At 56.1% G+C, this 22,208-nt stretch carries 27 protein-coding genes; 12 read left to right on the forward strand and 15 right to left on the reverse strand.

What is annotated here, in order from left to right:
- Positions 1-154 precede the first annotated feature (154 nt).
- The 3 genes from cysN to AUC61_RS05775 form a co-directional block, all read right to left on the reverse strand.
- Positions 155-2,053 carry a sulfate adenylyltransferase subunit CysN gene (gene cysN / locus AUC61_RS05765; protein ID WP_243244913.1) on the reverse strand — a complete coding sequence of 633 codons (1,899 nt, stop codon included), beginning with the start codon at positions 2,051-2,053 and terminating at the stop codon, positions 155-157.
- 9 nt (positions 2,054-2,062) lie between these two features.
- Positions 2,063-2,980, reverse strand: coding sequence for a sulfate adenylyltransferase subunit CysD (cysD, locus tag AUC61_RS05770; RefSeq protein ID WP_087264873.1), 918 nt, complete (start codon positions 2,978-2,980; stop codon positions 2,063-2,065).
- Between the two features lie 153 nt (positions 2,981-3,133).
- On the reverse strand, positions 3,134-3,892 hold the full coding sequence (locus AUC61_RS05775) for a Nif3-like dinuclear metal center hexameric protein (RefSeq protein WP_243244915.1): 759 nt from the start codon (positions 3,890-3,892) through the stop codon (positions 3,134-3,136).
- A 170-nt stretch (positions 3,893-4,062) separates the two neighbouring features.
- Between AUC61_RS05775 and algW the strand changes: the two genes are divergently transcribed.
- The gene (gene algW, locus AUC61_RS05780; RefSeq protein WP_243244917.1) at positions 4,063-5,226 is read left to right on the forward strand and encodes a Do family serine endopeptidase AlgW; all 1,164 of its coding nucleotides are present in this window, start codon (positions 4,063-4,065) and stop codon (positions 5,224-5,226) included.
- Positions 5,227-5,471: 245 nt separating this feature from the next.
- Here algW and hisC read toward each other — a convergent pair whose 3' ends face one another.
- The 10 genes from hisC to AUC61_RS05830 form a co-directional block, all read right to left on the reverse strand.
- Positions 5,472-6,524 (reverse strand): histidinol-phosphate transaminase, encoded by a 1,053-nt coding sequence (hisC, locus tag AUC61_RS05785; RefSeq protein WP_243244918.1) that lies wholly within the window; start codon positions 6,522-6,524, stop codon positions 5,472-5,474.
- Between the two features lie 2 nt (positions 6,525-6,526).
- Positions 6,527-7,855, reverse strand: a complete 1,329-nt coding sequence (gene hisD, locus AUC61_RS05790) for a histidinol dehydrogenase (RefSeq protein WP_243244919.1) — start codon at positions 7,853-7,855, stop codon at positions 6,527-6,529.
- Positions 7,856-7,980: 125 nt separating this feature from the next.
- On the reverse strand, positions 7,981-8,616 hold the full coding sequence (hisG, locus tag AUC61_RS05795) for an ATP phosphoribosyltransferase (protein ID WP_087264878.1): 636 nt from the start codon (positions 8,614-8,616) through the stop codon (positions 7,981-7,983).
- A 174-nt stretch (positions 8,617-8,790) separates the two neighbouring features.
- Positions 8,791-10,056, reverse strand: a complete 1,266-nt coding sequence (gene murA / locus AUC61_RS05800; protein ID WP_122662770.1) for a UDP-N-acetylglucosamine 1-carboxyvinyltransferase — start codon at positions 10,054-10,056, stop codon at positions 8,791-8,793.
- A gap of 22 nt (positions 10,057-10,078) precedes the next feature.
- Positions 10,079-10,318 (reverse strand): BolA family protein, encoded by a 240-nt coding sequence (locus AUC61_RS05805; protein WP_122662772.1) that lies wholly within the window; start codon positions 10,316-10,318, stop codon positions 10,079-10,081.
- 113 nt (positions 10,319-10,431) lie between these two features.
- On the reverse strand, positions 10,432-10,737 hold the full coding sequence (locus AUC61_RS05810) for an STAS domain-containing protein (RefSeq protein ID WP_122662774.1): 306 nt from the start codon (positions 10,735-10,737) through the stop codon (positions 10,432-10,434).
- Positions 10,734-11,387, reverse strand: a complete 654-nt coding sequence (locus AUC61_RS05815) for an MlaC/ttg2D family ABC transporter substrate-binding protein (RefSeq protein ID WP_243244922.1) — start codon at positions 11,385-11,387, stop codon at positions 10,734-10,736. Before AUC61_RS05815 ends, AUC61_RS05810 begins: the two co-directional genes overlap by 4 nt.
- 11 nt (positions 11,388-11,398) lie before the next feature.
- Positions 11,399-11,866, reverse strand: coding sequence for an outer membrane lipid asymmetry maintenance protein MlaD (gene mlaD, locus AUC61_RS05820; protein ID WP_243244924.1), 468 nt, complete (start codon positions 11,864-11,866; stop codon positions 11,399-11,401).
- Entirely contained in the window at positions 11,866-12,663 is a 798-nt protein-coding gene (mlaE, locus tag AUC61_RS05825) for a lipid asymmetry maintenance ABC transporter permease subunit MlaE (protein WP_122662780.1), read from the reverse strand. The genes mlaD and mlaE overlap by 1 nt, the downstream gene beginning before the upstream one ends.
- Positions 12,663-13,472: an ATP-binding cassette domain-containing protein gene (locus tag AUC61_RS05830; protein WP_122662782.1), complete on the reverse strand. Its 810-nt coding sequence runs from the start codon at positions 13,470-13,472 to the stop codon at positions 12,663-12,665. Before AUC61_RS05830 ends, mlaE begins: the two co-directional genes overlap by 1 nt.
- 288 nt (positions 13,473-13,760) lie before the next feature.
- Between AUC61_RS05830 and AUC61_RS05835 the strand changes: the two genes are divergently transcribed.
- The 11 genes from AUC61_RS05835 to AUC61_RS05885 all read left to right on the forward strand — a co-directional run bounded on the left by AUC61_RS05835 (position 13,761) and on the right by AUC61_RS05885 (position 21,268).
- Positions 13,761-14,735, forward strand: coding sequence for a KpsF/GutQ family sugar-phosphate isomerase (locus AUC61_RS05835; protein WP_243244926.1), 975 nt, complete (start codon positions 13,761-13,763; stop codon positions 14,733-14,735).
- Positions 14,736-14,748: 13 nt separating this feature from the next.
- Positions 14,749-15,273, forward strand: coding sequence for a KdsC family phosphatase (locus tag AUC61_RS05840; protein WP_122662786.1), 525 nt, complete (start codon positions 14,749-14,751; stop codon positions 15,271-15,273).
- Positions 15,274-15,282: 9 nt separating this feature from the next.
- Complete coding sequence (gene lptC / locus AUC61_RS05845; RefSeq protein WP_243244928.1) at positions 15,283-15,855, forward strand: LPS export ABC transporter periplasmic protein LptC; 573 nt, start codon at positions 15,283-15,285, stop codon at positions 15,853-15,855.
- Complete coding sequence (gene lptA, locus AUC61_RS05850; RefSeq protein ID WP_243244930.1) at positions 15,842-16,387, forward strand: lipopolysaccharide transport periplasmic protein LptA; 546 nt, start codon at positions 15,842-15,844, stop codon at positions 16,385-16,387. The genes lptC and lptA overlap by 14 nt, the downstream gene beginning before the upstream one ends.
- The gene (lptB, locus tag AUC61_RS05855) at positions 16,388-17,113 is read left to right on the forward strand and encodes an LPS export ABC transporter ATP-binding protein (RefSeq protein ID WP_122662792.1); all 726 of its coding nucleotides are present in this window, start codon (positions 16,388-16,390) and stop codon (positions 17,111-17,113) included. It abuts the gene before it with no gap.
- A 186-nt stretch (positions 17,114-17,299) separates the two neighbouring features.
- On the forward strand, positions 17,300-18,793 hold the full coding sequence (locus AUC61_RS05860) for an RNA polymerase factor sigma-54 (protein ID WP_122662795.1): 1,494 nt from the start codon (positions 17,300-17,302) through the stop codon (positions 18,791-18,793).
- A gap of 130 nt (positions 18,794-18,923) precedes the next feature.
- Positions 18,924-19,232: a ribosome hibernation-promoting factor, HPF/YfiA family gene (gene hpf / locus AUC61_RS05865; RefSeq protein ID WP_027897842.1), complete on the forward strand. Its 309-nt coding sequence runs from the start codon at positions 18,924-18,926 to the stop codon at positions 19,230-19,232.
- A 12-nt stretch (positions 19,233-19,244) separates the two neighbouring features.
- Positions 19,245-19,709, forward strand: a complete 465-nt coding sequence (gene ptsN, locus AUC61_RS05870) for a PTS IIA-like nitrogen regulatory protein PtsN (RefSeq protein WP_243244932.1) — start codon at positions 19,245-19,247, stop codon at positions 19,707-19,709.
- 2 nt (positions 19,710-19,711) lie between these two features.
- Positions 19,712-20,569: an RNase adapter RapZ gene (rapZ, locus tag AUC61_RS05875; RefSeq protein ID WP_243244935.1), complete on the forward strand. Its 858-nt coding sequence runs from the start codon at positions 19,712-19,714 to the stop codon at positions 20,567-20,569.
- 16 nt (positions 20,570-20,585) lie between these two features.
- Positions 20,586-20,858, forward strand: coding sequence for an HPr family phosphocarrier protein (locus AUC61_RS05880; protein WP_122662802.1), 273 nt, complete (start codon positions 20,586-20,588; stop codon positions 20,856-20,858).
- Between the two features lie 92 nt (positions 20,859-20,950).
- Entirely contained in the window at positions 20,951-21,268 is a 318-nt protein-coding gene (locus tag AUC61_RS05885) for a helix-turn-helix domain-containing protein (protein ID WP_027897846.1), read from the forward strand.
- Here AUC61_RS05885 and AUC61_RS05890 read toward each other — a convergent pair.
- On the reverse strand, positions 21,265-21,615 hold the full coding sequence (locus AUC61_RS05890) for a type II toxin-antitoxin system RelE/ParE family toxin (protein WP_243244936.1): 351 nt from the start codon (positions 21,613-21,615) through the stop codon (positions 21,265-21,267). The two genes, AUC61_RS05885 and AUC61_RS05890, sit on opposite strands and share 4 nt — an antisense overlap.
- A 218-nt stretch (positions 21,616-21,833) precedes the next feature.
- On the reverse strand, positions 21,834-22,178 hold the full coding sequence (locus AUC61_RS05895) for a zinc ribbon domain-containing protein YjdM (RefSeq protein WP_027897848.1): 345 nt from the start codon (positions 22,176-22,178) through the stop codon (positions 21,834-21,836).
- Positions 22,179-22,208 lie beyond the last annotated feature (30 nt).

The following is a 22,208-nucleotide window of genomic DNA, read 5'->3' on the forward strand; positions in this document are numbered from 1 at the left end:
CCGAGCTTGCTCGCGATAAGGCTGGAAGCAATCTAAAGTAAACCGCGCCCAGCTTCATCGCGAGCAAGCTCAGCTCCCACAGAGTCCCCGGACCCCACACACAAACAAAAAACCCGCCATCTCTGGCGGGTTTCTTGTTTACAGCAAACGATCGTCAGATCGCGCCGCGGCTGCGCAGCAGGTCGAGGACTTGCTTGACGCTGTCTTCGAGGCTCAACGATTGGGTGTCGATAACCAGATCCGCATTAAGCGGCACGTCGTACGGGAACGACTCGCCCGGAATGTTATCGCCATCAGCTGCGTACAGCCCCTGTGGATCGCGTTCACGGCAAACTGCAGGGGATGCCTGGACGTAGACAGTCAGCAGACGATCCGCGCCAATCAGGGACTTGGCCTGCTCACGACCTTCGCCATCCGGTGCAACGAACGCGGCCAGGGTAATCAGGCCTGCCTGGTTGAATTGACGCGCCACGTGAGCAGCACGACGCCAGTTCTCGGTACGTCCGGCACGGTCCTGCGGAAGCCCCTTGTTCAGGTCGTGACGCAGGTTCTGGCCATCCAGCACATAAACCGCGCGGCCCATGTCGAACAGCTTGCGCTCTACAGCGTAAGCCAAGGTGCTTTTGCCGGCGCCCGACAGGCCGCTGAACAGCACAGTCGCAGGCTGCTGACCGAAACGCTGCGCACGTTCTTCAGTGGCCACGTGCGCAAGTGCACCATGGTGGTTAGCCCCCGCACCACCGACCGGCTTGGCAATGATCATGCCCGCTGCCACGGTGCCGTTAGTCAAACGGTCAATAACAATGAACGAGCCAGTCGTGCGATTGCTGTCGTAACCGTCCAGCGCAATGGCTGAATCGAGGCTGATCTTGACGCGACCAATCTCGTTAAGCCCCAGAGAACTGGCAGGCCCTTCGGCCAGGGTGTTGACGTCTACGCGATGGGTGATGCTGGCGATCGAGCCCGGCACATAGCTGGTGGCACGCTTGATGTCGTATTTCTTGCCCGGCAGCATCGGTTCTTCGGCCATCCAGACCAGCATGGCGTCGAAAGCGTCGGCCACTTGCGGCACGTTATCGGCGTGGACCAGCAAGTCACCACGGGAGATATCAATCTCGTCTTCCATGGTCAGAGTGACGGCCTGACCCGGCCCGGCATTCTCCAGCTCACCTTCGAAGGTGACGATGGATTTGACGCGGCTGCTCTTGCCCGAAGGCAGCACGACGATTTCGTCACCCTTGTGCACGATACCGCTCGCCAGCGTACCGGCAAAACCACGGAAGTTCAGGTTTGGACGGTTGACGTACTGCACCGGGAAACGCATGTCGGTGTAGTTGCGGTCGTTGGCAATCTCGACGGTTTCGAGGATTTCCATCAAGGACTGACCGGTGTACCAAGGCGAACGCTCGCTCTTGTTCACCACGTTGTCGCCCTTGAGAGCCGACATCGGCACGAAGGCCATGGTGGTCGGCTTGAACGCGATGCCGTCGGCGAACTTCAGGTAATCAGACTTGATTGACTCGAAGACGCTTTCGTCAAAGCCATTGAGGTCCATCTTGTTGATGGCCACAACGATATGCTTGATGCCCAGCAGCGATGCGATGTAGCTGTGACGGCGAGTCTGGGTCTGCACGCCGTAACGGGCATCCACCAGAATAATTGCCAGGTCACAGGTCGATGCACCGGTCGCCATATTGCGCGTGTACTGCTCATGGCCAGGAGTATCGGCAATGATGAACTTGCGCTTGGCAGTGGAGAAATAGCGGTAGGCAACATCAATCGTGATGCCCTGCTCGCGCTCGGCCTGAAGGCCGTCAACCAGTAACGCCAGATCGACGTCTTCGCCAGTGGTGCCAGACTTCTTCGAATCGCGAGTAATGGCTTCAAGGTGATCTTCGTAGATCATCTTGGAGTCGTGCAGCAAACGGCCGATCAGCGTGCTCTTGCCGTCGTCGACGTTGCCACAGGTAAGAAAGCGCAGCATTTCCTTGCGTTCGTGCTGGCCCAGATAGGCGAGGATGTCCTCGCTGATCAAATCAGATGCGTGCGACATGACAACCCCTTAGAAATAACCCTGACGTTTCTTTTCTTCCATCGAACCAGCGCCATCGTGATCGATGACTCGGCCCTGACGTTCGGAAGTACGCGTCAGAAGCATTTCCTGAATGATGTCAGTGAGGCTGGTGGCCTCGGACTCGACTGCGCCCGTCAACGGGTAGTCGCCAAGTGTACGGAAGCGGACTTTCTTCTTGACGATGCGTGCCTTGTCCTCATCGCTGAGGTGATTGAGCAGACGCTCGTCGTCGATCATGATCCAGGTGCCATTCATCTCGATGACGTCGCGCTCGGCAGCGAAGTACAACGGGACAATCGGGATGCTTTCCAGATAGATGTACTGCCAGATATCCAGCTCGGTCCAGTTGGACAGAGGGAACACACGAATCGACTCGCCCTTGTTGACGTTGCCGTTGTAGACGTTCCACAGCTCTGGGCGCTGGTTTTTCGGATCCCAGCGGTGCTTGCTGTCGCGGAACGAATACACGCGCTCTTTGGCACGGGATTTCTCTTCATCACGACGCGCGCCGCCGAACGCGGCATCAAAGCCGTGCTTGTCCAGGGCCTGCTTGAGACCTTCGGTCTTCATGATGTCAGTATGCTTGGAGCTGCCGTGGGTCAACGGGCTGATGTTTTGCGCCACGCCGTCCGGGTTGATATGGACGATCAGGTCCAGGCCCATTTCCTTAACCATCTGGTCGCGGAAACGATACATTTCCTGGAATTTCCAGCGGGTGTCCACATGCATTACCGGGAATGGCAGCTTGCCCGGAAAGAACGCCTTGCGCGCCAGATGCAGCATTACGGCTGAGTCTTTACCGACGGAGTACAGCATCACCGGGTTATCAAACTCGGCGGCGACCTCGCGGATGATGTGGATGCTTTCCGCCTCCAGTTGCTTAAGATGCGTCAGTTTATCGACCATGGTTACTCACGGGTTGCATTCATTATTGACCGGACAACGCCCGGGACGGCCAGCGGGCCGTGTTCGAGGCGGCACTCTAGCACAGCGACTACTTCTATTCAGGGGGCCAAATAGACCTAAACGTTCTAACGATATACCGTCTCGTTTGGGAGATCAGACCGGGTTCGGGCAATCAATGAACAGGTGCTCAACAGCAAACCGGCGGGCCAGATAGTCTCCTAATGCCTGAACCCCGTAACGCTCAGTCGCATGGTGGCCGGCCGCGATAAAACTGATGCCGTTCTCCCGCGCACTGTGCACGGTCTGCTCCGACGCTTCACCGCTGATAAACAGATCGACCCCAGCTGCGATCGCCTGATCGATGTACCCCTGCCCGCCTCCTGTGCACCAGCCCACCCGACGAATCATCCCGGCGCCTTCTATCAGCAGCGGTTCGCGGCCCAGTGCTTCCTGCACGCGACGGGCAAAATCCCGGGGCATCACAGGCTCATTCAGCGAACCAACCAGCCCGACAACACGTGTGTTATCCGGATCGAGCGGACCTTCCACAGTAATGTCCAGCTGGAGCGCCAACTGCACGTTATTACCCACGTCCGGGTGCACGTCCAGGGGCAGGTGATAGGCCAACAGGCTGATATCGTGCTTGAGCAAGGTTTTCAGGCGACGCTGCTTCATGCCGACGACGCAGGGGTTCTCGCCTTTCCAGAAATAACCGTGGTGCACGAGAATCAGATCGGCCTGCGCATCAACCGCAGCATCCAGCAAGGCCTGGCTTGCGGTAACACCACTGACGATTCGCATGACCTGTGGACGACCTTCGACCTGCAGGCCATTCGGGCAATAATCCTGGATGCGGGCACTGCCCAGATAACGGTCGGCTTCTTCTACCAGAGTGCTGAGCGCAACAGCCATAAAAGACTCCTGAATGTGTGATTTAAAGCTGATAGGGTCGTGTTGCTGAAATGGTTCACTTCTGAATATCTTATTTGTGAAACACGACACCAAGTGCTCGTATAATGCCGCCCATTATGGCGCAGATGGGCAGAAAGCCGCAGCGTCGGATCACTTTCAGGATTTGCTCAATGTTCAAGGCGCTGCGCTTTTTTGGTTGGCCATTGCTGGCAGGCGTACTTATCGCCCTGCTGATTATTCAGCGTTTCCCGGAGATGGTCGGCCTGCCCAGTCTCGACGTTAATCTGCAACAAGCGCCACAAACCAGCTACGTCCAGCAAGGCCCGGTCTCGTATGCCGACGCGGTGGGCATGGCGGCCCCGGCAGTGGTCAATCTCTACACAACGAAGATGGTCAATAAAGCGGCCAACCCGATGTTCGAGGACCCGCAATTCCGGCGTTTCTTTGGCGATAACATGCCCAAGCAGAAACGCATGGAGTCGAGCCTCGGTTCTGGCGTCCTGATGAGTCCGGAAGGCTACATTCTGACCAATAACCACGTCACGACCGGCGCCGATCAAATCGTCGTAGCGCTCAAGGATGGTCGGGAAACCATCGCCCGGGTCATTGGCAATGACCCCGAAACCGATCTGGCAGTTCTGAAGATCGATCTCAAGAATATCCCGTCGATCACTATTGGCCGCTCCGACAGCATCCGTATCGGTGACGTCGCGCTGGCCATCGGAAATCCTTTCGGCGTCGGCCAGACCGTCACCATGGGTATTATCAGCGCCACCGGCCGTAATCAGCTCGGCCTGAACACCTACGAAGACTTTATTCAGACAGACGCAGCGATCAACCCGGGCAACTCGGGCGGTGCGCTGGTTGACGCCAGTGGCAACCTGACCGGTATCAATACGGCAATCTTCTCCAAGTCCGGCGGTTCTCAGGGGATCGGCTTTGCGATTCCGACCAAGCTGGCGATGGAGGTGATGAAATCGATCATCGAGCATGGCCAGGTGATTCGTGGCTGGCTGGGCATCGAGGTGCAGCCACTGACTCAGGAACTGGCTGAGTCATTTGGCCTGAAGGACCGCCCGGGTATCGTCGTGGCGGGCATTTTCCGTGACGGTCCGGCACAGAAAGCCGGATTGCAGCTTGGGGACGTGATTTTGAGCATCAACGGCGAACCCGCCGGTGATGGTCGCCGCTCGATGAATCAGGTAGCACGCACCAAGCCCAGCGACAAGATCGCCATTCAGGTCATGCGCAACGGGAAGGAAGTGAAACTCAATGCCGAGGTCGGCCTGCGTCCGCCACCTCCGCCTTCGGCTACGCCGGTTGAGGAGCAGTAATCGCACCGCCAGAAATTGACGACGTGGGACCGGATTCATCCGGGAAGGCGATACTGCTGACAATACAAATGCGTCGGCTGTACCGGCCTGTTCCCGGATGAATAGGGTCCCACTGAGTTGCGTAGATACCTGTGGGAGCGAGGGTTGCCCGCGATAAGAGCACTGAGGTTTATCTGATAAACCGTGGCGGCTTTATCGCGGGCAAGCCTCGCTCCCACAGGTGTGACGATGGTGAGACCGGGTTATTACAACCCCGCCAACCCATCCAGCAGCGCCTGGTTTTGCTCCGGCGTGCCAATGCTGATCCGCAGGAACTGGGCAATGCGCTCCTGCTTGAAGTGCCGAACAATCACACCCTGCTCGCGCAGCTTCGCCGCGATACCGGCAGCGTCGTGTTGTGGGTGACGGGCAAAAATAAAGTTGGCCGCCGATGGCAGCACTTCAAACCCGAGCGTTTGCAGCTCGCTGGTCAATGCATCACGACTGGCGATAACCGCATTGCGGGTGAACTCAAAGTGCTCACGATCTTCGAAGGCAGCAGCAGCCCCGACAATGGCCAGACGATCCAGCGGATAAGAGTTGAAGCTGTTCTTGACCCGCTCCAGCGCCTCGATCAAATCCGGATGCCCCACCGCCAGGCCGACTCGCAACCCTGCCAGTGAGCGCGACTTGGACAATGTCTGGGTCACCAGCAGGTTCGGATAACGATCCACCAGAGAGATCGCCGTCTCGCCACCAAAATCGATATACGCCTCGTCAACCACAACCACAGAATCGGGACTCGCCTTGAGCATCTGCTCAACAGCGTCCAGCCCCACTACGCAACCTGTTGGCGCGTTCGGGTTAGGAAAGATGATCCCGCCATTAGGCTTGGCGTAATCCTCAACCCGGATCTGAAACTGCTCATCCAGCGCGATAGCGTCGTACTCAATGCCATACAAACCGCAGTAGACCGGATAGAAGCTGTAGCTGATGTCCGGAAACAACAACGGTTTGCCGTGCAGGAAAAAAGCGTTGAATGCATGTGCGAGCACTTCATCCGAACCGTTACCCAGAAATACCTGGCCGGGTTGCACGTCGTAGTAGCTTGCGACTGCCTGTTTCAGCACGTCGCTGTTCGGGTCAGGATAAAGACGCAGATCGTCGGTCAGCTCGGCACGCATCGCGGCCAAAGCTTTAGGCGAAGGGCCATAAGGGTTTTCGTTGGTGTTGAGCTTGACCAGTTTGGTCAGCTTGGGCTGCTCACCCGGCACGTAGGGCACCAGACCGTTGACGAAAGGACTCCAGAATTTACTCATGCTCAGTTCCCCTGCCCTTCGTTATCGATGATGCGATACTCGGCGCTGCGTGCGTGCGCAGTCAATGATTCGCCACGAGCCAGTACCGATGCGGTCTTGCCAAGTTCGGATGCACCCTGCTGCGAGCAATAGATGATCGACGAACGTTTCTGAAAATCGTAAACCCCCAGCGGCGATGAAAAGCGCGCGGTGCCGGAGGTTGGCAACACGTGGTTGGGACCCGCGCAATAGTCGCCCAACGCCTCAGACGTATGACGCCCCATGAAGATCGCGCCCGCATGTCGAATCTGCGGCAACCAGGCTTCCGGGTCTGCCACCGACAATTCAAGGTGTTCCGGCGCAATACGGTTGGCGACTTCAATGGCCTGCTGCATATCAGCAACCTTGATCAACGCACCACGGCCATTGATCGACTTGTCGATGATCTCTGCACGCTCCATGGTCGGCATCAATTTGGCGATGCTCGCGGCCACCTGATCCAGGAAGTCTGCGTCCGGGCTCACCAGAATCGCCTGAGCGTCTTCATCGTGCTCAGCCTGGGAAAAAAGATCCATCGCAATCCAGTCCGGATCGGTCTTGCCGTCACACACCACCAGAATCTCGGAAGGGCCGGCAATCATGTCGATACCAACCTGACCGAAAACGTGGCGCTTGGCGGTGGCTACATAAATGTTCCCCGGCCCGACGACCTTGTCGACACGCGGCACGCTTTCAGTACCGTAAGCCAGCGCAGCAACGGCTTGGGCGCCACCAATGGTGAACACGCGGTCAACTCCGGCAATACAGGCCGCGGCCAGCACCAGCTCATTGATTTCCCCACGTGGAGTTGGCACCACCATGACCACCTCGCCCACTCCCGCAACTTTGGCCGGAATAGCGTTCATCAATACCGATGACGGGTAAGACGCCTTGCCACCCGGCACGTAGAGACCGGCGCGATCCAGTGGCGTGACCTTTTGGCCCAGCACAGTGCCGTCGGCTTCGGTGTAGGTCCAGGAGTCCTGTTTCTGCTTCTCGTGGTACATGCGCACCCGATCCGCAGCCTTTTCCAGCGCGGCACGCTGGGCCGGGGTGATACGGGTCAGCGCCAGCTCCAAGCGTTCGCGAGGCAGAATCAGATCAGCCATGGAGGCGACTTGCAGCCCGTCGAAGCGCTCGGTGAACTCGACCAACGCAGCATCGCCCCGCTCACGTACGGCCTTGATGATGTCGAGAACACGCTCGTTGACCGAATCGTCAGACACACTTTCCCAGCTCAGCAGATGATCCAGATGATGTGCGAAATCCGGGTCAGCAGCATTGAGTCGGCGAATTGCAGTCGGTGCGGTCATAGCGAGAGCCTCATAGGAATGGCAAAAACTCAGGCGCCCTAAACTAGCAGTCGATCCGCTTGGGCACCTGAGAATTCTGGCTATGAGGCGGATAGACGGGCGCAACTTAACGTCGCGCGGGTAGGTCAGCCGCGGTGTCGTGACTCCACTGCATTGCGCAGGGTATCGATAAGCGACTGGATGCGGGCGTGCTGCATTTTCATGGAAGCCTTGTTGACCACCAGACGAGAACTGATCGTAGCGATCAACTCTTGAGGCTCCAGACCGTTAGCACGCAGGGTGTTGCCGGTGTCCACGACGTCAATGATCTTGTCTGCCAGGCCAATCAGCGGTGCCAGCTCCATGGAGCCATACAGCTTGATGATGTCAACCTGACGACCTTGCTCGGCATAGTAACGTTTAGCGACGTTGACGAACTTGGTTGCAACGCGCAGACGGCCTTTCGGCTCGGCAGCCCCAATAGCGCCAGCAGTCATCAGACGGCACTTGGCAATTTGCAGATCCAGTGGCTCATACAGGCCCTGGCCGGTGTATTCCATCAGCACATCTTTACCGGCAACGCCCAGATCAGCAGCACCATGTTCAACATAAGTCGGCACATCGGTGGCACGCACGATCAGCAAGCGCACATCGGCCTGGGTCGTGGGAATGATCAGCTTGCGGCTCTTGTCCGGATTCTCGGTTGGCACAATGCCCGCTTCGGCGAGAAGCGGCAGGGTGTCGTCGAGGATGCGGCCCTTGGACAATGCGATGGTCAACATGGGAAACGTCAGTCCTTATCAGGAAACTTCTGCCCGAGCGCAATCGGCGCCGAACAAAACCTGATGCCGGTTCAACACGGGCACCAGGTGAAACGAATCAGAATTCACACGCCGTGAAGCGCGCAATACCAACGCCCGAACCACAATTGGCTCGGGCGTCAGGTCGTTCAACTACTAGCCCGGAACGCGGCGAATCTTCGCGCCCAGCATCTGCAGTTTCTCTTCAATGCACTCGTAGCCACGATCTATATGGTAGATGCGGTCGATGAGCGTGTCGCCCTGGGCAACCAGAGCGGAGATAACCAGGCTGGCCGATGCACGCAGGTCGGTGGCCATGACTGGCGCGCCTTTGAGGACCTGGGTACCGGTGACGATAGCAGTGTTGCCCTCGACCTGAATCTGCGCGCCCATGCGATGCATCTCGTAGACGTGCATGAAACGGTTTTCGAAGATGGTCTCGATCACTGCACCAGTGCCTTCGGCGATGGCATTGAGCGAGATGAACTGCGCCTGCATGTCAGTCGGGAACGCCGGGTAAGGAGCGGTACGCACGTTAACAGCCTTCGGACGCTTGCCGTGCATGTTCAGCTCGATCCAGTCGACACCGCTGGTGACTTCAGCACCCGCTTCCTGCAGCTTGAGCAGCACCGCCTCCAGGATGGTCGGATCGGTATCCTTGACCTTCACGCGGCCGCCAGTAGCAGCAGCAGCCACCAGATAGGTGCCAGTCTCGATACGGTCCGGCATGACCTTGTAGGTCGCCGAGTCCAGGCGCTTCACGCCATCGATGGTGATGGTGTCGGTACCGGCACCGTGAATCTTCGCGCCCATCGCAATCAGGAAGTTAGCCAGGTCGACAACTTCAGGTTCACGAGCGGCGTTTTGCAGAACGCTACGGCCGTTAGCCAGGCTCGCAGCCATCATGATGTTTTCGGTACCGGTCACACTGACGGTATCGAAGAAGAAATTTGCACCGCGCAGGCCGCCTTCAGGGGCCTTGGCCTTGATGTAACCACCTTCGACATCAATGATTGCACCCATGGCTTCCAGGCCACGAATGTGCAGGTCCACTGGACGCGAACCGATCGCACAACCGCCAGGCAACGCAACTTCAGCTTCGCCGAAACGAGCAACCATAGGACCAAGCACGAGGATCGAGGCGCGCATGGTTTTCACCAGCTCGTACGGAGCAATCAACGTTTTGATCGTACGCGGATCAATTTCAACACTGAGCTTTTCGTCGATGACAGGCTCGATGCCCATGCGACCGAACAGCTCGATCATGGTGGTGATGTCGTGCAGGTGCGGCAGATTCTGTACGGTTACCGGGCCATCAGCCAGCAGCGTAGCGGCAAGAATCGGCAGGGCAGAGTTTTTCGCCCCGGAAATGCGGATTTCGCCATCAAGACGAACGCCGCCAGTAATAATCAATTTATCCATTAGAGTCTCGACGCCAAGTGGCTCAGGTGCGCTCGGCCCACGCAGCGCGGCTGAAAAATTTCATGGTGACCGCGTGGATGCTGCCATCGGCAATCCAGGGGTTCAAATGCGTGTAGATCTGTTGCTGACGCTTGACCGGGCTCAGCGCAGCCAGCTCGTCATTGATCACGTTCAGCTGGAAGTTGCAGCCTTCGCCTTCAACTTCAACCTGGATCTCGGGCAACTTCCCTTCAAGGAAGCTCTTAACTTCTACGGCGTGCATGCTAAACCTCTATTGGCGACCTACGCGCGCGGGTCGGCCATCATACAAAAAAGCCCACTCAATGCGAACCCCGCAACGCAGGACCCGGACGAGGGGCTTTCATAAACGGGGGATCAATGATCGTGGAGCAGTTCAGTCAGCTCTGAGACCTGAGCAATCTTGCGCATGTCTTCCGGCATCGAGCGGATGCTGACATCCTTGCCAGCGTCTCGTGCATCGCGCATGAAAGCCAGCAACAAGGCCAAGCCTACACTGCTGGATTTTTCAACGCCTGCGCAGTCCAGCACAACGGTCGGCAACTCACTCGACTTGATCAACGCGGCGCCCTGCTTGCGCAACGCCGGACCGGTCAAATAGTCGAGCGTGCCGATCAATTGCAACTCACCCGGCGCGACGAGCCGTACGACTGATTCTGTCATTGCGCGCCCGGACCCGCTGCTTCTGGCGCCTTCTCTTTAGCCTTGGCAACTTCACCTGCCCAGCTATTGATCGTCTCGTCCAGATTATTACCGTTACGCTGCATCGCATCAGCGAACTGATCACGGAACAGCTTCCCGATGTTGATGCCGTTAATGATCACGTTGCGTACTTTCCACTCGCCGCCAATCTTGACGAGCGTGTAGGACACCGGATAAACCGCGCCATTGTTACCCTTCACCTGCATTTCAACGCTGGTGCGGTCCGCGCCTTCAGCCTTTTCCGGGGAAACAGTGATGCCCTGATTGTTGTACTCCAGCAATGCGTTGCCATAGAACTGCATCAGGCTACGTTTGAAGTTTTCCTGAAAACGCTGCATCTGCTCAGGAGAAGCATTGCGTGAATACTTCACGGTCATGATGCTTTTGGAGATGCCGTCGGCATCTACCACCGGGCCAACGATGCGGTTCAAGGCATCATAAAAGGCGCCAGGATTACTTTTGTACTGTTCTTTGTTGGCTGCCAGATCGCTCAACAATTCCTTGGTGGTGCGATCCACCAGATCATGAGCGGACGGTGTGGTGGCAGCATTGCCCAGCATTGGTAACAGTGCCAGCAACACCAACAGACCACGGCGCACGATTGAGATCATCTAAAAGCTCCTCATTTAGCGTCTTTACTCACGGTATTGAGCAGGAATTTTCCGATAAGGTCTTCCAGCACAAGCGACGACTGCGTGTCATGGATAGTGCTGCCATCCTTTAGCAACCCGTCGTCGCCACCCACGCTGATACCCACATATTTTTCACCGAGCAAGCCTGCGGTCAGAATCGACGCAGTGGAATCGACAGGCAGGTTGTTAACCTTTTTCTGCACTTCCATCGTCACTCGACCTGTAAAGGTATCGCGATCCAGATCGATCGCAGTGACCTTGCCGATCGTCACGCCTGCCATGCTCACTTTGGCTCTGACAGTCAAACCGGCAATATTGTCGAAATTTGCATAAAGTTTATAAGTATCAGTGCTGGCACTGGAGCTCAGACCGCTGACGCGCAGGGCAAGCAGGAGCAAAGCCAGTATCCCGGCCAGCAGGAACAGGCCGACACCTGTTTCGATGGTGCGGTTTTGCATCAGAAATCTCCAAACATCAATGCGGTCAGAATAAAGTCCAGGCCCAACACGGCCAGGGAGGCATACACGACGGTCTTCGTCGTGGCACGGCTGATCCCTTCGGAAGTGGGCTCGCAGTCATAACCCTGAAACACGGCAATCCAGGTCACCACGAAGGCAAATACGACGCTCTTGATAACGCCGTTAATCACATCATCTACAAAAGAAACGCTGTTTTGCATGTTCGACCAGAACGAGCCTTCATAGACTCCCAGCCAGTCGATCGCTACCCAGGAACCTCCCCAGATACCCACTACGCTAAAAATCATTGCCAACAGAGGCAGTGAGATGAATCCGGCCCAAAGCCTCGGCGCAGCAATGTACTTGAGCGGGTCGACGCCGATCATTTCCAGGCTGGACAACTGCTCGGTGGACTTCATGTTGCCAATTTCGGCAGTTAATGCAGAGCCTGCACGACCGGCGAACAACAACGCAGTAACCACTGGCCCCAGCTCTCTCAGCAATGTCAGGGCAACCATTTGCCCAACCGCTTGCTCGGAACCGTATTTGGTGAGGATGCTGAAACCCTGCAGCGATAGCACCATGCCGATAAACATGCCCGACACGACGATGATCGCCAGCGACATGACACCCACCGAATAGAGCTGTCGGACGAGCAACTGAAAGCTGCCGCCAATCGAACTGCGCCCCAGCAAGGCATGAACCAGAAAAATCGCTGAACGTCCGAGTACTGCCAGGATATCTATTGCGGAACGCCCAAGCAGGCGTATCCGCTCCATTAATGACTTCTTGCGCATCAGCGCTTCCCCAAAAGATCTTCGCGATAATCCGGCGCAGGATAATGAAACGGCACCGGGCCGTCCGGATCGCCGGTCATGAATTGACGAATGCGCGGGTTATCCGAGCCCATCAGCTCCTCGGGCGTACCCTGCCCCAGCACCTGACCGTCGCCCACAACATAAAGGTAATCGGCGATACTCGCCGTTTCGTCCAGATCATGAGAAACCACGACACTGGTGATCCCGAGCGCGTCATTAAGCAGTTTGATCAGACGCACCAGAACCCCCATCGCAATCGGGTCCTGCCCCACGAAGGGTTCGTCGTACATGAGAATTTGCGGATCAAGAGCAATCGCGCGGGCAAGCGCCACACGACGTTTCATTCCGCCCGACAGTTCATCAGGCATCAACTCGATAGCACCGCGCAGCCCCACCGCCTGCAATTTAAGCAAGACAATGTCGCGAATCATTTCTTCCGGCAGCTCGGTGTGAACGCGCAATGGAAAGGCAACGTTCTCGAATACATCCAGATCAGTGAACAGCGCACCGCTCTGAAAAAGCACACCCATATGCTTGCGCGCATCGAACAGATCGCTGCGCGACAGGGCGGGCAGGTTCTGACCGTTGACCCATACTTCGCCCGCAGAAGGCCGTAACTGGGCGCCCATCAGCCGCAGCAATGTGGTTTTGCCGCTGCCCGAAGGTCCCATGATGCCGGTGACTTTGCCACGGGGAATACGAATATCGACATTTTCGAAAATGCTGCGCGTACCGCGCTTGAAGGAAACGCCCTTCAGCTCGATCGCGTAGGCGTTATCGGCGCTCATCTAAACTCCTTGCGATACAGCCTCACGTTCAGCTGCCGAGTCCCTGGCGGGAGACATGCTGTCCCGGTGGGCTGAACAGGCCGCGAACTATACCACCGCTATAAGGCGCCGCCCAAGAGAGAAGCCGATCAATCAATATCACCGCACACAATTTGCGACACTTCACACAAAGGCAGCCCGCTTTTCGTCATCCGCAACGATTAAAAACAAACCTCGACGATCAGACGTGAGGGAATCGCGCATTACCGCTATAATCGCCGCCTTTTAACGAGCTGACCGATTTTCCACATGAACCAGACCAGCGACCTTATCCAATCAGCACAACGCACCATTCGCCTCGAAATCGAAGCGGTGGAAGGCTTGTTAGCGCATATCGATGCGGATTTCGTCCAGGCTTGCGAGATGATTCTGGCGAGTAAAGGGCGCGTTGTTGTGGTTGGCATGGGCAAGTCCGGCCATATCGGCAAGAAAATCGCTGCCACACTGGCAAGCACCGGCACCACGTCTTTTTTTGTGCACCCTGCCGAAGCCAGTCATGGCGATATGGGCATGATCACCTCCGACGACATCATTCTGGCCTTGTCGAACTCGGGCACTACCGCCGAAATAGTTACCTTGCTGCCCCTGATCAAACGCCTGGGCATCAAGATGATCAGCCTGACCGGCAACCCTGAGTCGACTCTGGCGGAAGCTGCAGACGTCAATCTCAACGCCCACGTAGAACATGAAGCCTGCCCGCTGAATCTGGCCCCGACCTCTTCCACGACCGCAGCGCTGGTCATGGGTGACGCATTGGCGGTCGCATTACTGGAAGCCCGCGGTTTCACAGCCGAAGACTTCGCGTTCTCGCACCCGGGTGGCGCACTGGGCAGACGCCTGCTGCTCAAGGTCGAGCACGTCATGCACAGCGGAGACCAACTGCCGAAAGTACAACGCGGTACCCTGCTTCGTGACGCGCTGATGGAAATGACCCGCAAAGGCCTGGGTATGACCGCCATTCTCGAAGCTGACGGGCAACTGGCCGGGATCTTCACCGATGGCGATTTGCGCCGCACCCTGGATCGCCCTATCGACATTCGCCAGGCGATCATAGACGACGTAATGACAGTGCATGGCAAAACGGCCCGCCCTGAAATGCTCGCTGCTGAAGCGCTGAAAATCATGGAAGACCACAAAATCGGCTCACTCATCGTCGTCGACGAAAAAGATCATCCGGTGGGCGCTTTCAATCTGCAGGACCTGCTGCGTGCAGGCGTCATGTAATGGAGATGTACAAATGACCACCGACCTGCTGCAACGCGGCAAAAATATCAAACTGGCGATTTTCGACGTCGATGGCGTGCTGACCGACGGCCGCCTTTATTTCCTCGAAGACGGCAGCGAATTCAAGACTTTCAACACGCTGGACGGCCAAGGCATTAAAATGCTGATCGCCTCGGGCGTGACAACAGCCATAATCAGTGGCCGCAAGACCCCCGTAGTCGAACGCAGGGCCAAAAATCTGGGCATTGAACATCTTTATCAGGGCCGTGAAGACAAGCTCGTGGTACTCGACGAGCTGCTCGCGCAACTTGGCTTGAATTACGAACAGGTCGCTTATCTGGGTGATGATCTGCCAGACTTGCCAGTCATCCGGCGTGTCGGCCTGGGCATGGCAGTAGCCAACGCAGCTACTTTCGTGCGGCAACATGCCCATGGCATTACCCAGGCGCGAGGCGGCGAAGGCGCAGCCCGCGAGTTCTGTGAATTGATCATGAGCGCTCAGGGCAGCCTTGAAGCAGCCCACGCAGCCTACTTATAGAAGCCATTTATGCTTAGCAAAAGAATTCGAACGTTTCTGATCCTCGGTGTGTTGGCATTCCTGCTAGCGGCTGCAGGCTACTGGAACATCAGCCCGGAAAGCTTCATGGAGCAACCGGCTGCAGCGGTGGATGAAAGCGCCATCGACTTTTACGCGATCAATGCGCACAGCGTGCAGTATCTGCCCGACGGCAAACTGCAGTACGAGATGACCGCCGACAAGGTCGAGCACATCAAGGCTACCGATGTAACAATGCTGACCACGCCAGACCTGCAAATGTACCGTGGCACCCTTTACCCTTGGCATATACAGAGCAAAACAGGTGAAGTGTCCCCAGGTGGCGAGCAAGTGGAATTGATCGATTCGGTTCGCGTAGCACGAACCGACGACAAAAAACGTACGACCATTATCACTAGTAGTCGCATGACCGTATTCCCGCAGAAGCAATATGCGCAGACCGAGCAAGCCGTTAGAATCGACGGCGCAGGCGGTGTGACTACGGCCAAGGGAATGAAAGCGTATTTGAACGACGGCAGGATGGACCTGCTATCTAAAGTAAGAGGACAGTATGAGGCTCGTTAAAACCCTTCCTTTTTTGCTCGGCCTGGGTGCAGCACTGGGAAGCGCGAGCGCCTGGTCCCTGCCGACTGATCGCGATCAGCCGATCCACATCCAGTCCGATGACGCACAACTCGACGACAAGAAAGGCGTTGCCACCTACAAAGGCAACGTAATCATCACCCAGGGCTCGATGAAGATCACCGGTAACACCGTGACCATCACACGTAATGCCCAAGGTGAAGTCGACGTATTCACGTCTGTCGGCAACCTTGCCTACTACGAGCAGAAGCCGTCAGTGGACAAGCCTATCGTTCAAGCCTACGCGATCACTATCCAGTACTACGCTGCCCAGGATCGTATCGTGCTGATCGACAAGGCCAAGGTGATCAACGATGGCAACACGTCCGAAGGCGAAAAAATCGTTTACGACACCGTGAAGCAGATCGTCAGCGCAGGTCGCGCCAATGGCGGCGGCAAAGTGACTACGCCGCGTCCGCGTATCGATATGGTTATCCAGCCGAAAAAGAAACCCGACCAGCAGAAGGCCCAGTAAATGGCGACGCTGAAAGCCCAGCATCTGGCTAAAAGCTACAAGGGCCGTCAGGTCGTTCGTGATGTGAGCCTGTCCATTGAGAGCGGCCAGATCGTAGGATTACTGGGGCCTAACGGTGCCGGCAAGACCACCTGCTTCTACATGATTGTCGGTCTGGTTCAGGCGGATCAGGGCCGCGTGCTCATTGACGACCTGGATGTCAGCCATCAACCCATGCACGGCCGTGCACGTGCGGGTATCGGCTATCTGCCTCAGGAAGCCTCGATCTTCCGCAAGCTGTCCGTGGCAGACAACATCATGGCGATTCTCGAAACCCGCCAGGAACTGGACCGCGACGGACGCCGTAAAGAGCTGGAAAGCCTGCTGCAGGAATTCCACATCACCCATATTCGCGACAACCTGGGCATGAGCCTGTCCGGTGGTGAACGCCGTCGGGTAGAGATCGCCCGCGCACTCGCTACCTCACCGAAATTCATTCTGCTCGATGAACCTTTCGCAGGTGTAGACCCGATTTCGGTAGGCGACATCAAGCAGATCATTCATCACTTGAAAGCCAAGGGCATTGGCGTTCTGATCACCGATCACAACGTTCGTGAAACCCTGGATATCTGCGAAACCGCTTACATCGTCAATGACGGGCAATTGATCGCCGAGGGCGACTCGGAAACCATTCTGGCAAATCAGCTGGTGAAAGAGGTTTACCTCGGCCACGAGTTCCGCCTGTAAATAACCGCAGCGTCTGGCCTCTGAAGGCCAGCAACCTGGGGGGTTAGTTCTGACACTTTTAAAATGCCAGCACTCCCCCTAGGCAAACACTTCGGTTTCAGGCATATAATTTGCTTATGTAGGCGCCTCGGCGCTCGGTAGTGGATGGCGCATGTGCGCCGGCGAATAAGGTGTTAAGCCCCAGCCATGAAACCATCGCTAGTCTTGAGAATGGGCCAGCAGCTGACGATGACGCCGCAGCTGCAACAGGCCATCCGCTTACTCCAACTGTCTACGCTGGACCTCCAACAGGAGATTCAGGAGGCACTGGAGTCAAACCCCATGCTGGAACGCCAGGAAGAAGGCGACGACTTCGACAACGCCGATCCGTTGGCTGACAACATCGAACAGAAGCCGAACCCAGACGTTCAGGAGCCGACCTATCAGGAGTCCGCACCAACGGTAGACAATCTTGAAGAGGGTGACTGGAGCGAGCGCATTCCCAACGAACTGCCCGTCGACACCGCCTGGGAAGATGTCTATCAGACCAGCGCCAGCAGCCTGCCCAGCAATGACGACGATGAGTGGGACTTCACCACCCGCACGTCTGCCGGTGAGAGCCTGCAAAGCCATCTGCTCTGGCAACTGAACCTTGCGCCAATGTCCGATACCGATCGCCTGATCGCAGTGACCCTGATCGACTGCATCAACAATCAAGGTTATCTGGACGAAACGCTCGAAGAAATTCTTGATGCCTTCGATCCCGAGCTCGATATCGAACTCGACGAAATCGAAGCCGTTCTACACCGTATTCAACAGTTTGAACCCGCAGGCATCGGCGCCCGCAACCTCAGCGAGTGCCTCTTGCTGCAACTGCGTCAGTTGCCTGCGAAAACCCGCTGGCTCAGCGAAGCCCAACGTCTGGTCAGTGATTTCATCGATCTGCTGGGCAGCCGCGATTATTCACAGCTGATGCGGCGCATGAAACTCAAGGAAGATGAGCTGCGCCAGGTCATCGAGCTGGTACAAAGCCTCAATCCGCGGCCAGGCTCGCAGATCGAATCAACCGAAGCAGAGTACGTGGTCCCGGACGTCATCGTGCGCAAGGACAACGAGCGCTGGCTGGTCGAGCTGAATCAGGAGTCGGTTCCCCGCCTGCGTGTAAACCCGCAGTACGCCGGGTTTGTTCGCCGCGCCGACACCAGCGCCGACAACACCTTCATGCGCAATCAGCTGCAGGAAGCCCGCTGGTTCATCAAAAGCCTGCAAAGTCGCAATGAAACCCTGATGAAGGTGGCGACACAAATCGTCGAGCACCAGCGCGGTTTCCTTGAGTATGGCGATGAGGCGATGAAGCCTCTTGTCCTGCATGACATCGCCGAAGCGGTAGGCATGCACGAATCGACTATTTCCCGGGTTACCACCCAAAAATTCATGCATACCCCACGTGGCATTTACGAGTTGAAATATTTCTTCTCAAGCCACGTAAGCACCTCGGAAGGCGGTGAGTGTTCGTCCACAGCCATTCGCGCGATCATCAAAAAACTGGTTGCAGCGGAAAATCAGAAAAAGCCGTTGAGTGACAGCAAGATCGCTGGTTTACTGGAGGCACAAGGCATTCAAGTAGCCCGTCGCACAGTTGCCAAATACCGCGAATCACTTGGCATAGCGCCTTCAAGCGAACGCAAGCGACTGATGTGACGAGAGGTACAGTAGTAACCGTACCACCGCTCCACGTTACGGTTTTTACGCAACCCGGTTGCTAGCCACAGCGTTCCAGTGGCAGGCAAAAGCCTGCCTCTTTATGCACTGGCAATAAGGAGAAAGCGGTATGCAAGTCAACATCAGTGGACATCAACTGGATGTGACCGACGCCCTACGCGACTACATCACCGAAAAACTCGGACGACTGGAGCGCCACTTCGACAAGATCACTAATGTGCAGGTCATCATGGAGGTCGAGAAGCTGAAACAGAAAATCGAAGCCACCCTGCACATCCCCGGCTCAAAGGTCGTCGCCAATGCGGAACATGATGATATGTACGCGGCAATCGACCTTTTGACCGACAAGCTGGATAGACAACTGCTCAAGCATAAGGAAAAGCAGCTCAGCCTCCTTCAGGGCGCAACGGCTCGCTGATACCCCCAAAACATGATCCGACTAGAAAATATCCTGACCCCCGGCCGTTCGCGTGCGAACGTGCCGGGCGGCAGCAAGAAAAAAGCACTCGAACGCATTGCCAACCTGATCGGCGAGCAAGTGGCTGATCTGGATTCGCAAGTCGTGTTCGAGAGCCTTGTCGCCCGTGAGAAACTTGGTTCTACCGGCTTTGGTAATGGCATTGCCATTCCTCATTGTCGCTTGAAGGGCTGCAGCGCACCCGTCAGCGCCTTGATACGGCTGGATGCCCCTATTGATTTCGACGCCATCGATGGTGCGCCAGTGGACCTGTTGTTTGTCCTGCTGGTACCTGAAGCCGCTACCGATGAACACCTTGAGCTGCTTCGCCAGATCGCCAGCATGCTGGACCGCACTGAAGTGCGCGACAAGCTGCGTAAGGCCCAGACTGGCGATGAGCTTTATAAAGTGGTGCTGGACGTACAGAACGGGCATTAATCATGCGCATGATCATCGTAAGCGGTCGCTCAGGCTCCGGCAAAAGCACGGCGCTGGACGTACTGGAAGACAACGGCTTTTATTGCGTTGACAACCTTCCGGCGGGACTGCTCCCGGAGCTGGCCGAACGTGCCCTGATCAATACCGAGCTGGCTGAACCTTTACTGGCCGTCTCCATCGATGCCCGTAACCTGCCCAGTCACCTGACCCGCTTCCCGCAGATGCTTGAAGAAGTGCGTTCACGCAATATCCAGTGCGATGTTCTGTACCTGGACGCAGATGAGTCGACCCTCTTCAAACGCTTCTCGGAAACCCGCCGCCGCCATCCGCTGAGTAACGCCAATCGTTCGCTGGCAGAAGCCATCCGCGACGAGACAACGCTGCTCGGGCCGATCATTGATCTTGCCGACCTGAAGATCAACACGACCCACCTGAATCTTTACCAGTTGCGCGATACGCTCAAGCTGCGACTGCTGAACAAGCCTGAGCCAGGTACTGCGTTCCTGATCGAGTCTTTCGGTTTCAAGCGCGGTATGCCAGTGGATGCCGACCTGGTATTCGACGTACGTTGCCTGCCCAATCCTTACTGGAAACCGGAACTGCGAGAGCAGTCGGGAAAAGATCAGCCTGTTATCGACTATCTGGCCGCACAGCCTGATGTCGAAGAGATGTTTCAGGACATTTTCACTTATCTCAACAAGTGGCTGCCGCGCTTCGCTGCCAGCAACCGCTCGTATGTCACCATTGCCATTGGCTGCACCGGCGGGCACCATCGCTCGGTATACCTGACCGAGCGTTTGGGTCAGGTCCTGCAACAATCCCTCAAAAACGTTCAGGTTCGCCACCGCGACTTAAGCTGAAAGGACTTTCCCTGCGATGCCCGCTCGTCAAATTACCATTATCAACAAGCTGGGCCTGCACGCCCGCGCAGCCGCCAAGTTTGTAGGCGTCGCAGGCAAATTCCCCTGCCAGATCCGTGTGGGGCGCTCACCTGAAAGCATGGTTGACGGCAAAAGCATCATGGCGGTGATGATGCTCGCTGCTGGCAAAGGAACCGACATCCACCTTTCAACCGAAGGCGATCAGGAACAGGCCGCGCTGGATGGTCTGGTTGAGTTGATCAATAACAAGTTTGATGAGGGGGAGTAGAGCGGCGCCCGCGTCAAAAGATTTTCTTGACCAGCCCATCTGTCTGCCGCTAAGATTTTTATCTTAAATTTTAGATATTAACCGAGGCGATTATGGCTCTCCAATTTCATGAAAGCCCTTTTCATGTCACGCATGATGATGAAACTGCCAGCAAGATGGCCCTCAAAATGGATTTATCCATATTCATCACTAACTGCCTGAAGCAGTTGAATCTTAAGCAGAGTGAAGCTGCGAAATTGCTTAACCTGACCCAGTCACGGGTGTCAGAACTGGCGAACGGCAAGATTGAGAAATTCACTATCGATGCCATGATCGACATGCTTGATTGCCTGGGCTTTCGTGCCAATTTCACCATGTCGAATGCAGGTGCCGAAGCATCTCCGCAGATTGTCATTACCAAATCTGCCTAAGTTGAGTAGCCCATCCCCCGCAACTCACTTTTCAACAGCTTGAATCTCTGCTCAGCAACGGCCATCGCGTGCCGATCAGTCTTATTGGTGGTTTTCACGAACGAATGTAAAACGACCACCATGTCTGCGTATTTAGCAATGTAGACACAGCGAAATGCAGGGTTGCCGTTTATGATCAGCTCGACCACACCAGCACCTACTGACTCTGTAAGTTGCTTGATTGCTAGCCGCGGGTCCTGCTCGAACTGAATCCTCCGCAAATCCTTGCCAAACTCGTCCTGAACACCTTCGGGCAGATCCTTGTACTCCCGCTCAGCGGCAACGCTTACAAAAGCAAACCTTCTCAAAAAACACCTTCAGATCGACCTGGGTTTACGCTTCAAATAAAGACTCTCCGAACAGAAAGCCCAGCATTCACACGAAATCCATTCTACTCATGAGGCTCGAAGGAAAAGTCTGCAAAACTCGTGCGCCAGATACGAAAAATCCGAAGTCCTCTCGAACTCCGGATTTAGATACTCAGTAATCTGACGTTGGCTCAGAGGTGCTTTAGCAACCCACTACCTTACCCCTTCTTCACAAATTCCGACTTCAGCTTCATCGCACCGATGCCATCGATCTTGCAATCAATGTCGTGATCGCCATCCACCAGGCGGATGTTCTTCACCTTGGTGCCAACCTTGACGACCAGCGAAGAGCCTTTGACTTTAAGGTCTTTGATAACAGTGACGGTGTCGCCATCCTGAAGGGTATTGCCTACTGAGTCTTTGATGACTTTGACGTCATCGGCCGCTTCGCTGCTACCGTCTGCGGACCACTCATGCGCGCATTCCGGGCAGATCAGTTGAGTACCGTCTTCATAGGTATATTCGGAATTACATTTTGGGCAGGCAGGTAAGCTCACAGACATTCTCGCGTCGAAGGGTAAAAACCATGGATT

Source organism: Pseudomonas maioricensis, assembly GCF_022790535.1.
Lineage (GTDB): Bacteria > Pseudomonadota > Gammaproteobacteria > Pseudomonadales > Pseudomonadaceae > Aquipseudomonas > Aquipseudomonas maioricensis.

Coding starts and splice junctions, on each gene's coding strand:
- AUC61_RS05830 (WP_122662782.1), bottom strand. CDS start 13,472: ATGAGCGCCGATAACGCCTACGCGATCGAGCTGAAGGGCGTTTCCTTC.
- mlaD (WP_243244924.1), bottom strand. CDS start 11,866: ATGCAAAACCGCACCATCGAAACAGGTGTCGGCCTGTTCCTGCTGGCC.
- AUC61_RS05805 (WP_122662772.1), bottom strand. CDS start 10,318: ATGCACGCCGTAGAAGTTAAGAGCTTCCTTGAAGGGAAGTTGCCCGAG.
- AUC61_RS05885 (WP_027897846.1), top strand. CDS start 20,951: ATGGCTCTCCAATTTCATGAAAGCCCTTTTCATGTCACGCATGATGAT.
- lptA (WP_243244930.1), top strand. CDS start 15,842: ATGAGGCTCGTTAAAACCCTTCCTTTTTTGCTCGGCCTGGGTGCAGCA.
- hisD (WP_243244919.1), bottom strand. CDS start 7,855: ATGACCGCACCGACTGCAATTCGCCGACTCAATGCTGCTGACCCGGAT.
- AUC61_RS05775 (WP_243244915.1), bottom strand. CDS start 3,892: ATGGCTGTTGCGCTCAGCACTCTGGTAGAAGAAGCCGACCGTTATCTG.
- hisC (WP_243244918.1), bottom strand. CDS start 6,524: ATGAGTAAATTCTGGAGTCCTTTCGTCAACGGTCTGGTGCCCTACGTG.
- rapZ (WP_243244935.1), top strand. CDS start 19,712: ATGCGCATGATCATCGTAAGCGGTCGCTCAGGCTCCGGCAAAAGCACG.
- cysN (WP_243244913.1), bottom strand. CDS start 2,053: ATGTCGCACGCATCTGATTTGATCAGCGAGGACATCCTCGCCTATCTG.
- cysD (WP_087264873.1), bottom strand. CDS start 2,980: ATGGTCGATAAACTGACGCATCTTAAGCAACTGGAGGCGGAAAGCATC.
- murA (WP_122662770.1), bottom strand. CDS start 10,056: ATGGATAAATTGATTATTACTGGCGGCGTTCGTCTTGATGGCGAAATC.
- AUC61_RS05895 (WP_027897848.1), bottom strand. CDS start 22,178: ATGTCTGTGAGCTTACCTGCCTGCCCAAAATGTAATTCCGAATATACC.
- AUC61_RS05880 (WP_122662802.1), top strand. CDS start 20,586: ATGCCCGCTCGTCAAATTACCATTATCAACAAGCTGGGCCTGCACGCC.
- lptC (WP_243244928.1), top strand. CDS start 15,283: ATGCTTAGCAAAAGAATTCGAACGTTTCTGATCCTCGGTGTGTTGGCA.
- AUC61_RS05810 (WP_122662774.1), bottom strand. CDS start 10,737: ATGACAGAATCAGTCGTACGGCTCGTCGCGCCGGGTGAGTTGCAATTG.
- hpf (WP_027897842.1), top strand. CDS start 18,924: ATGCAAGTCAACATCAGTGGACATCAACTGGATGTGACCGACGCCCTA.
- AUC61_RS05860 (WP_122662795.1), top strand. CDS start 17,300: ATGAAACCATCGCTAGTCTTGAGAATGGGCCAGCAGCTGACGATGACG.
- algW (WP_243244917.1), top strand. CDS start 4,063: ATGTTCAAGGCGCTGCGCTTTTTTGGTTGGCCATTGCTGGCAGGCGTA.
- AUC61_RS05835 (WP_243244926.1), top strand. CDS start 13,761: ATGAACCAGACCAGCGACCTTATCCAATCAGCACAACGCACCATTCGC.
- hisG (WP_087264878.1), bottom strand. CDS start 8,616: ATGTTGACCATCGCATTGTCCAAGGGCCGCATCCTCGACGACACCCTG.
- lptB (WP_122662792.1), top strand. CDS start 16,388: ATGGCGACGCTGAAAGCCCAGCATCTGGCTAAAAGCTACAAGGGCCGT.
- AUC61_RS05840 (WP_122662786.1), top strand. CDS start 14,749: ATGACCACCGACCTGCTGCAACGCGGCAAAAATATCAAACTGGCGATT.
- AUC61_RS05815 (WP_243244922.1), bottom strand. CDS start 11,387: ATGATCTCAATCGTGCGCCGTGGTCTGTTGGTGTTGCTGGCACTGTTA.
- ptsN (WP_243244932.1), top strand. CDS start 19,245: ATGATCCGACTAGAAAATATCCTGACCCCCGGCCGTTCGCGTGCGAAC.
- mlaE (WP_122662780.1), bottom strand. CDS start 12,663: ATGCGCAAGAAGTCATTAATGGAGCGGATACGCCTGCTTGGGCGTTCC.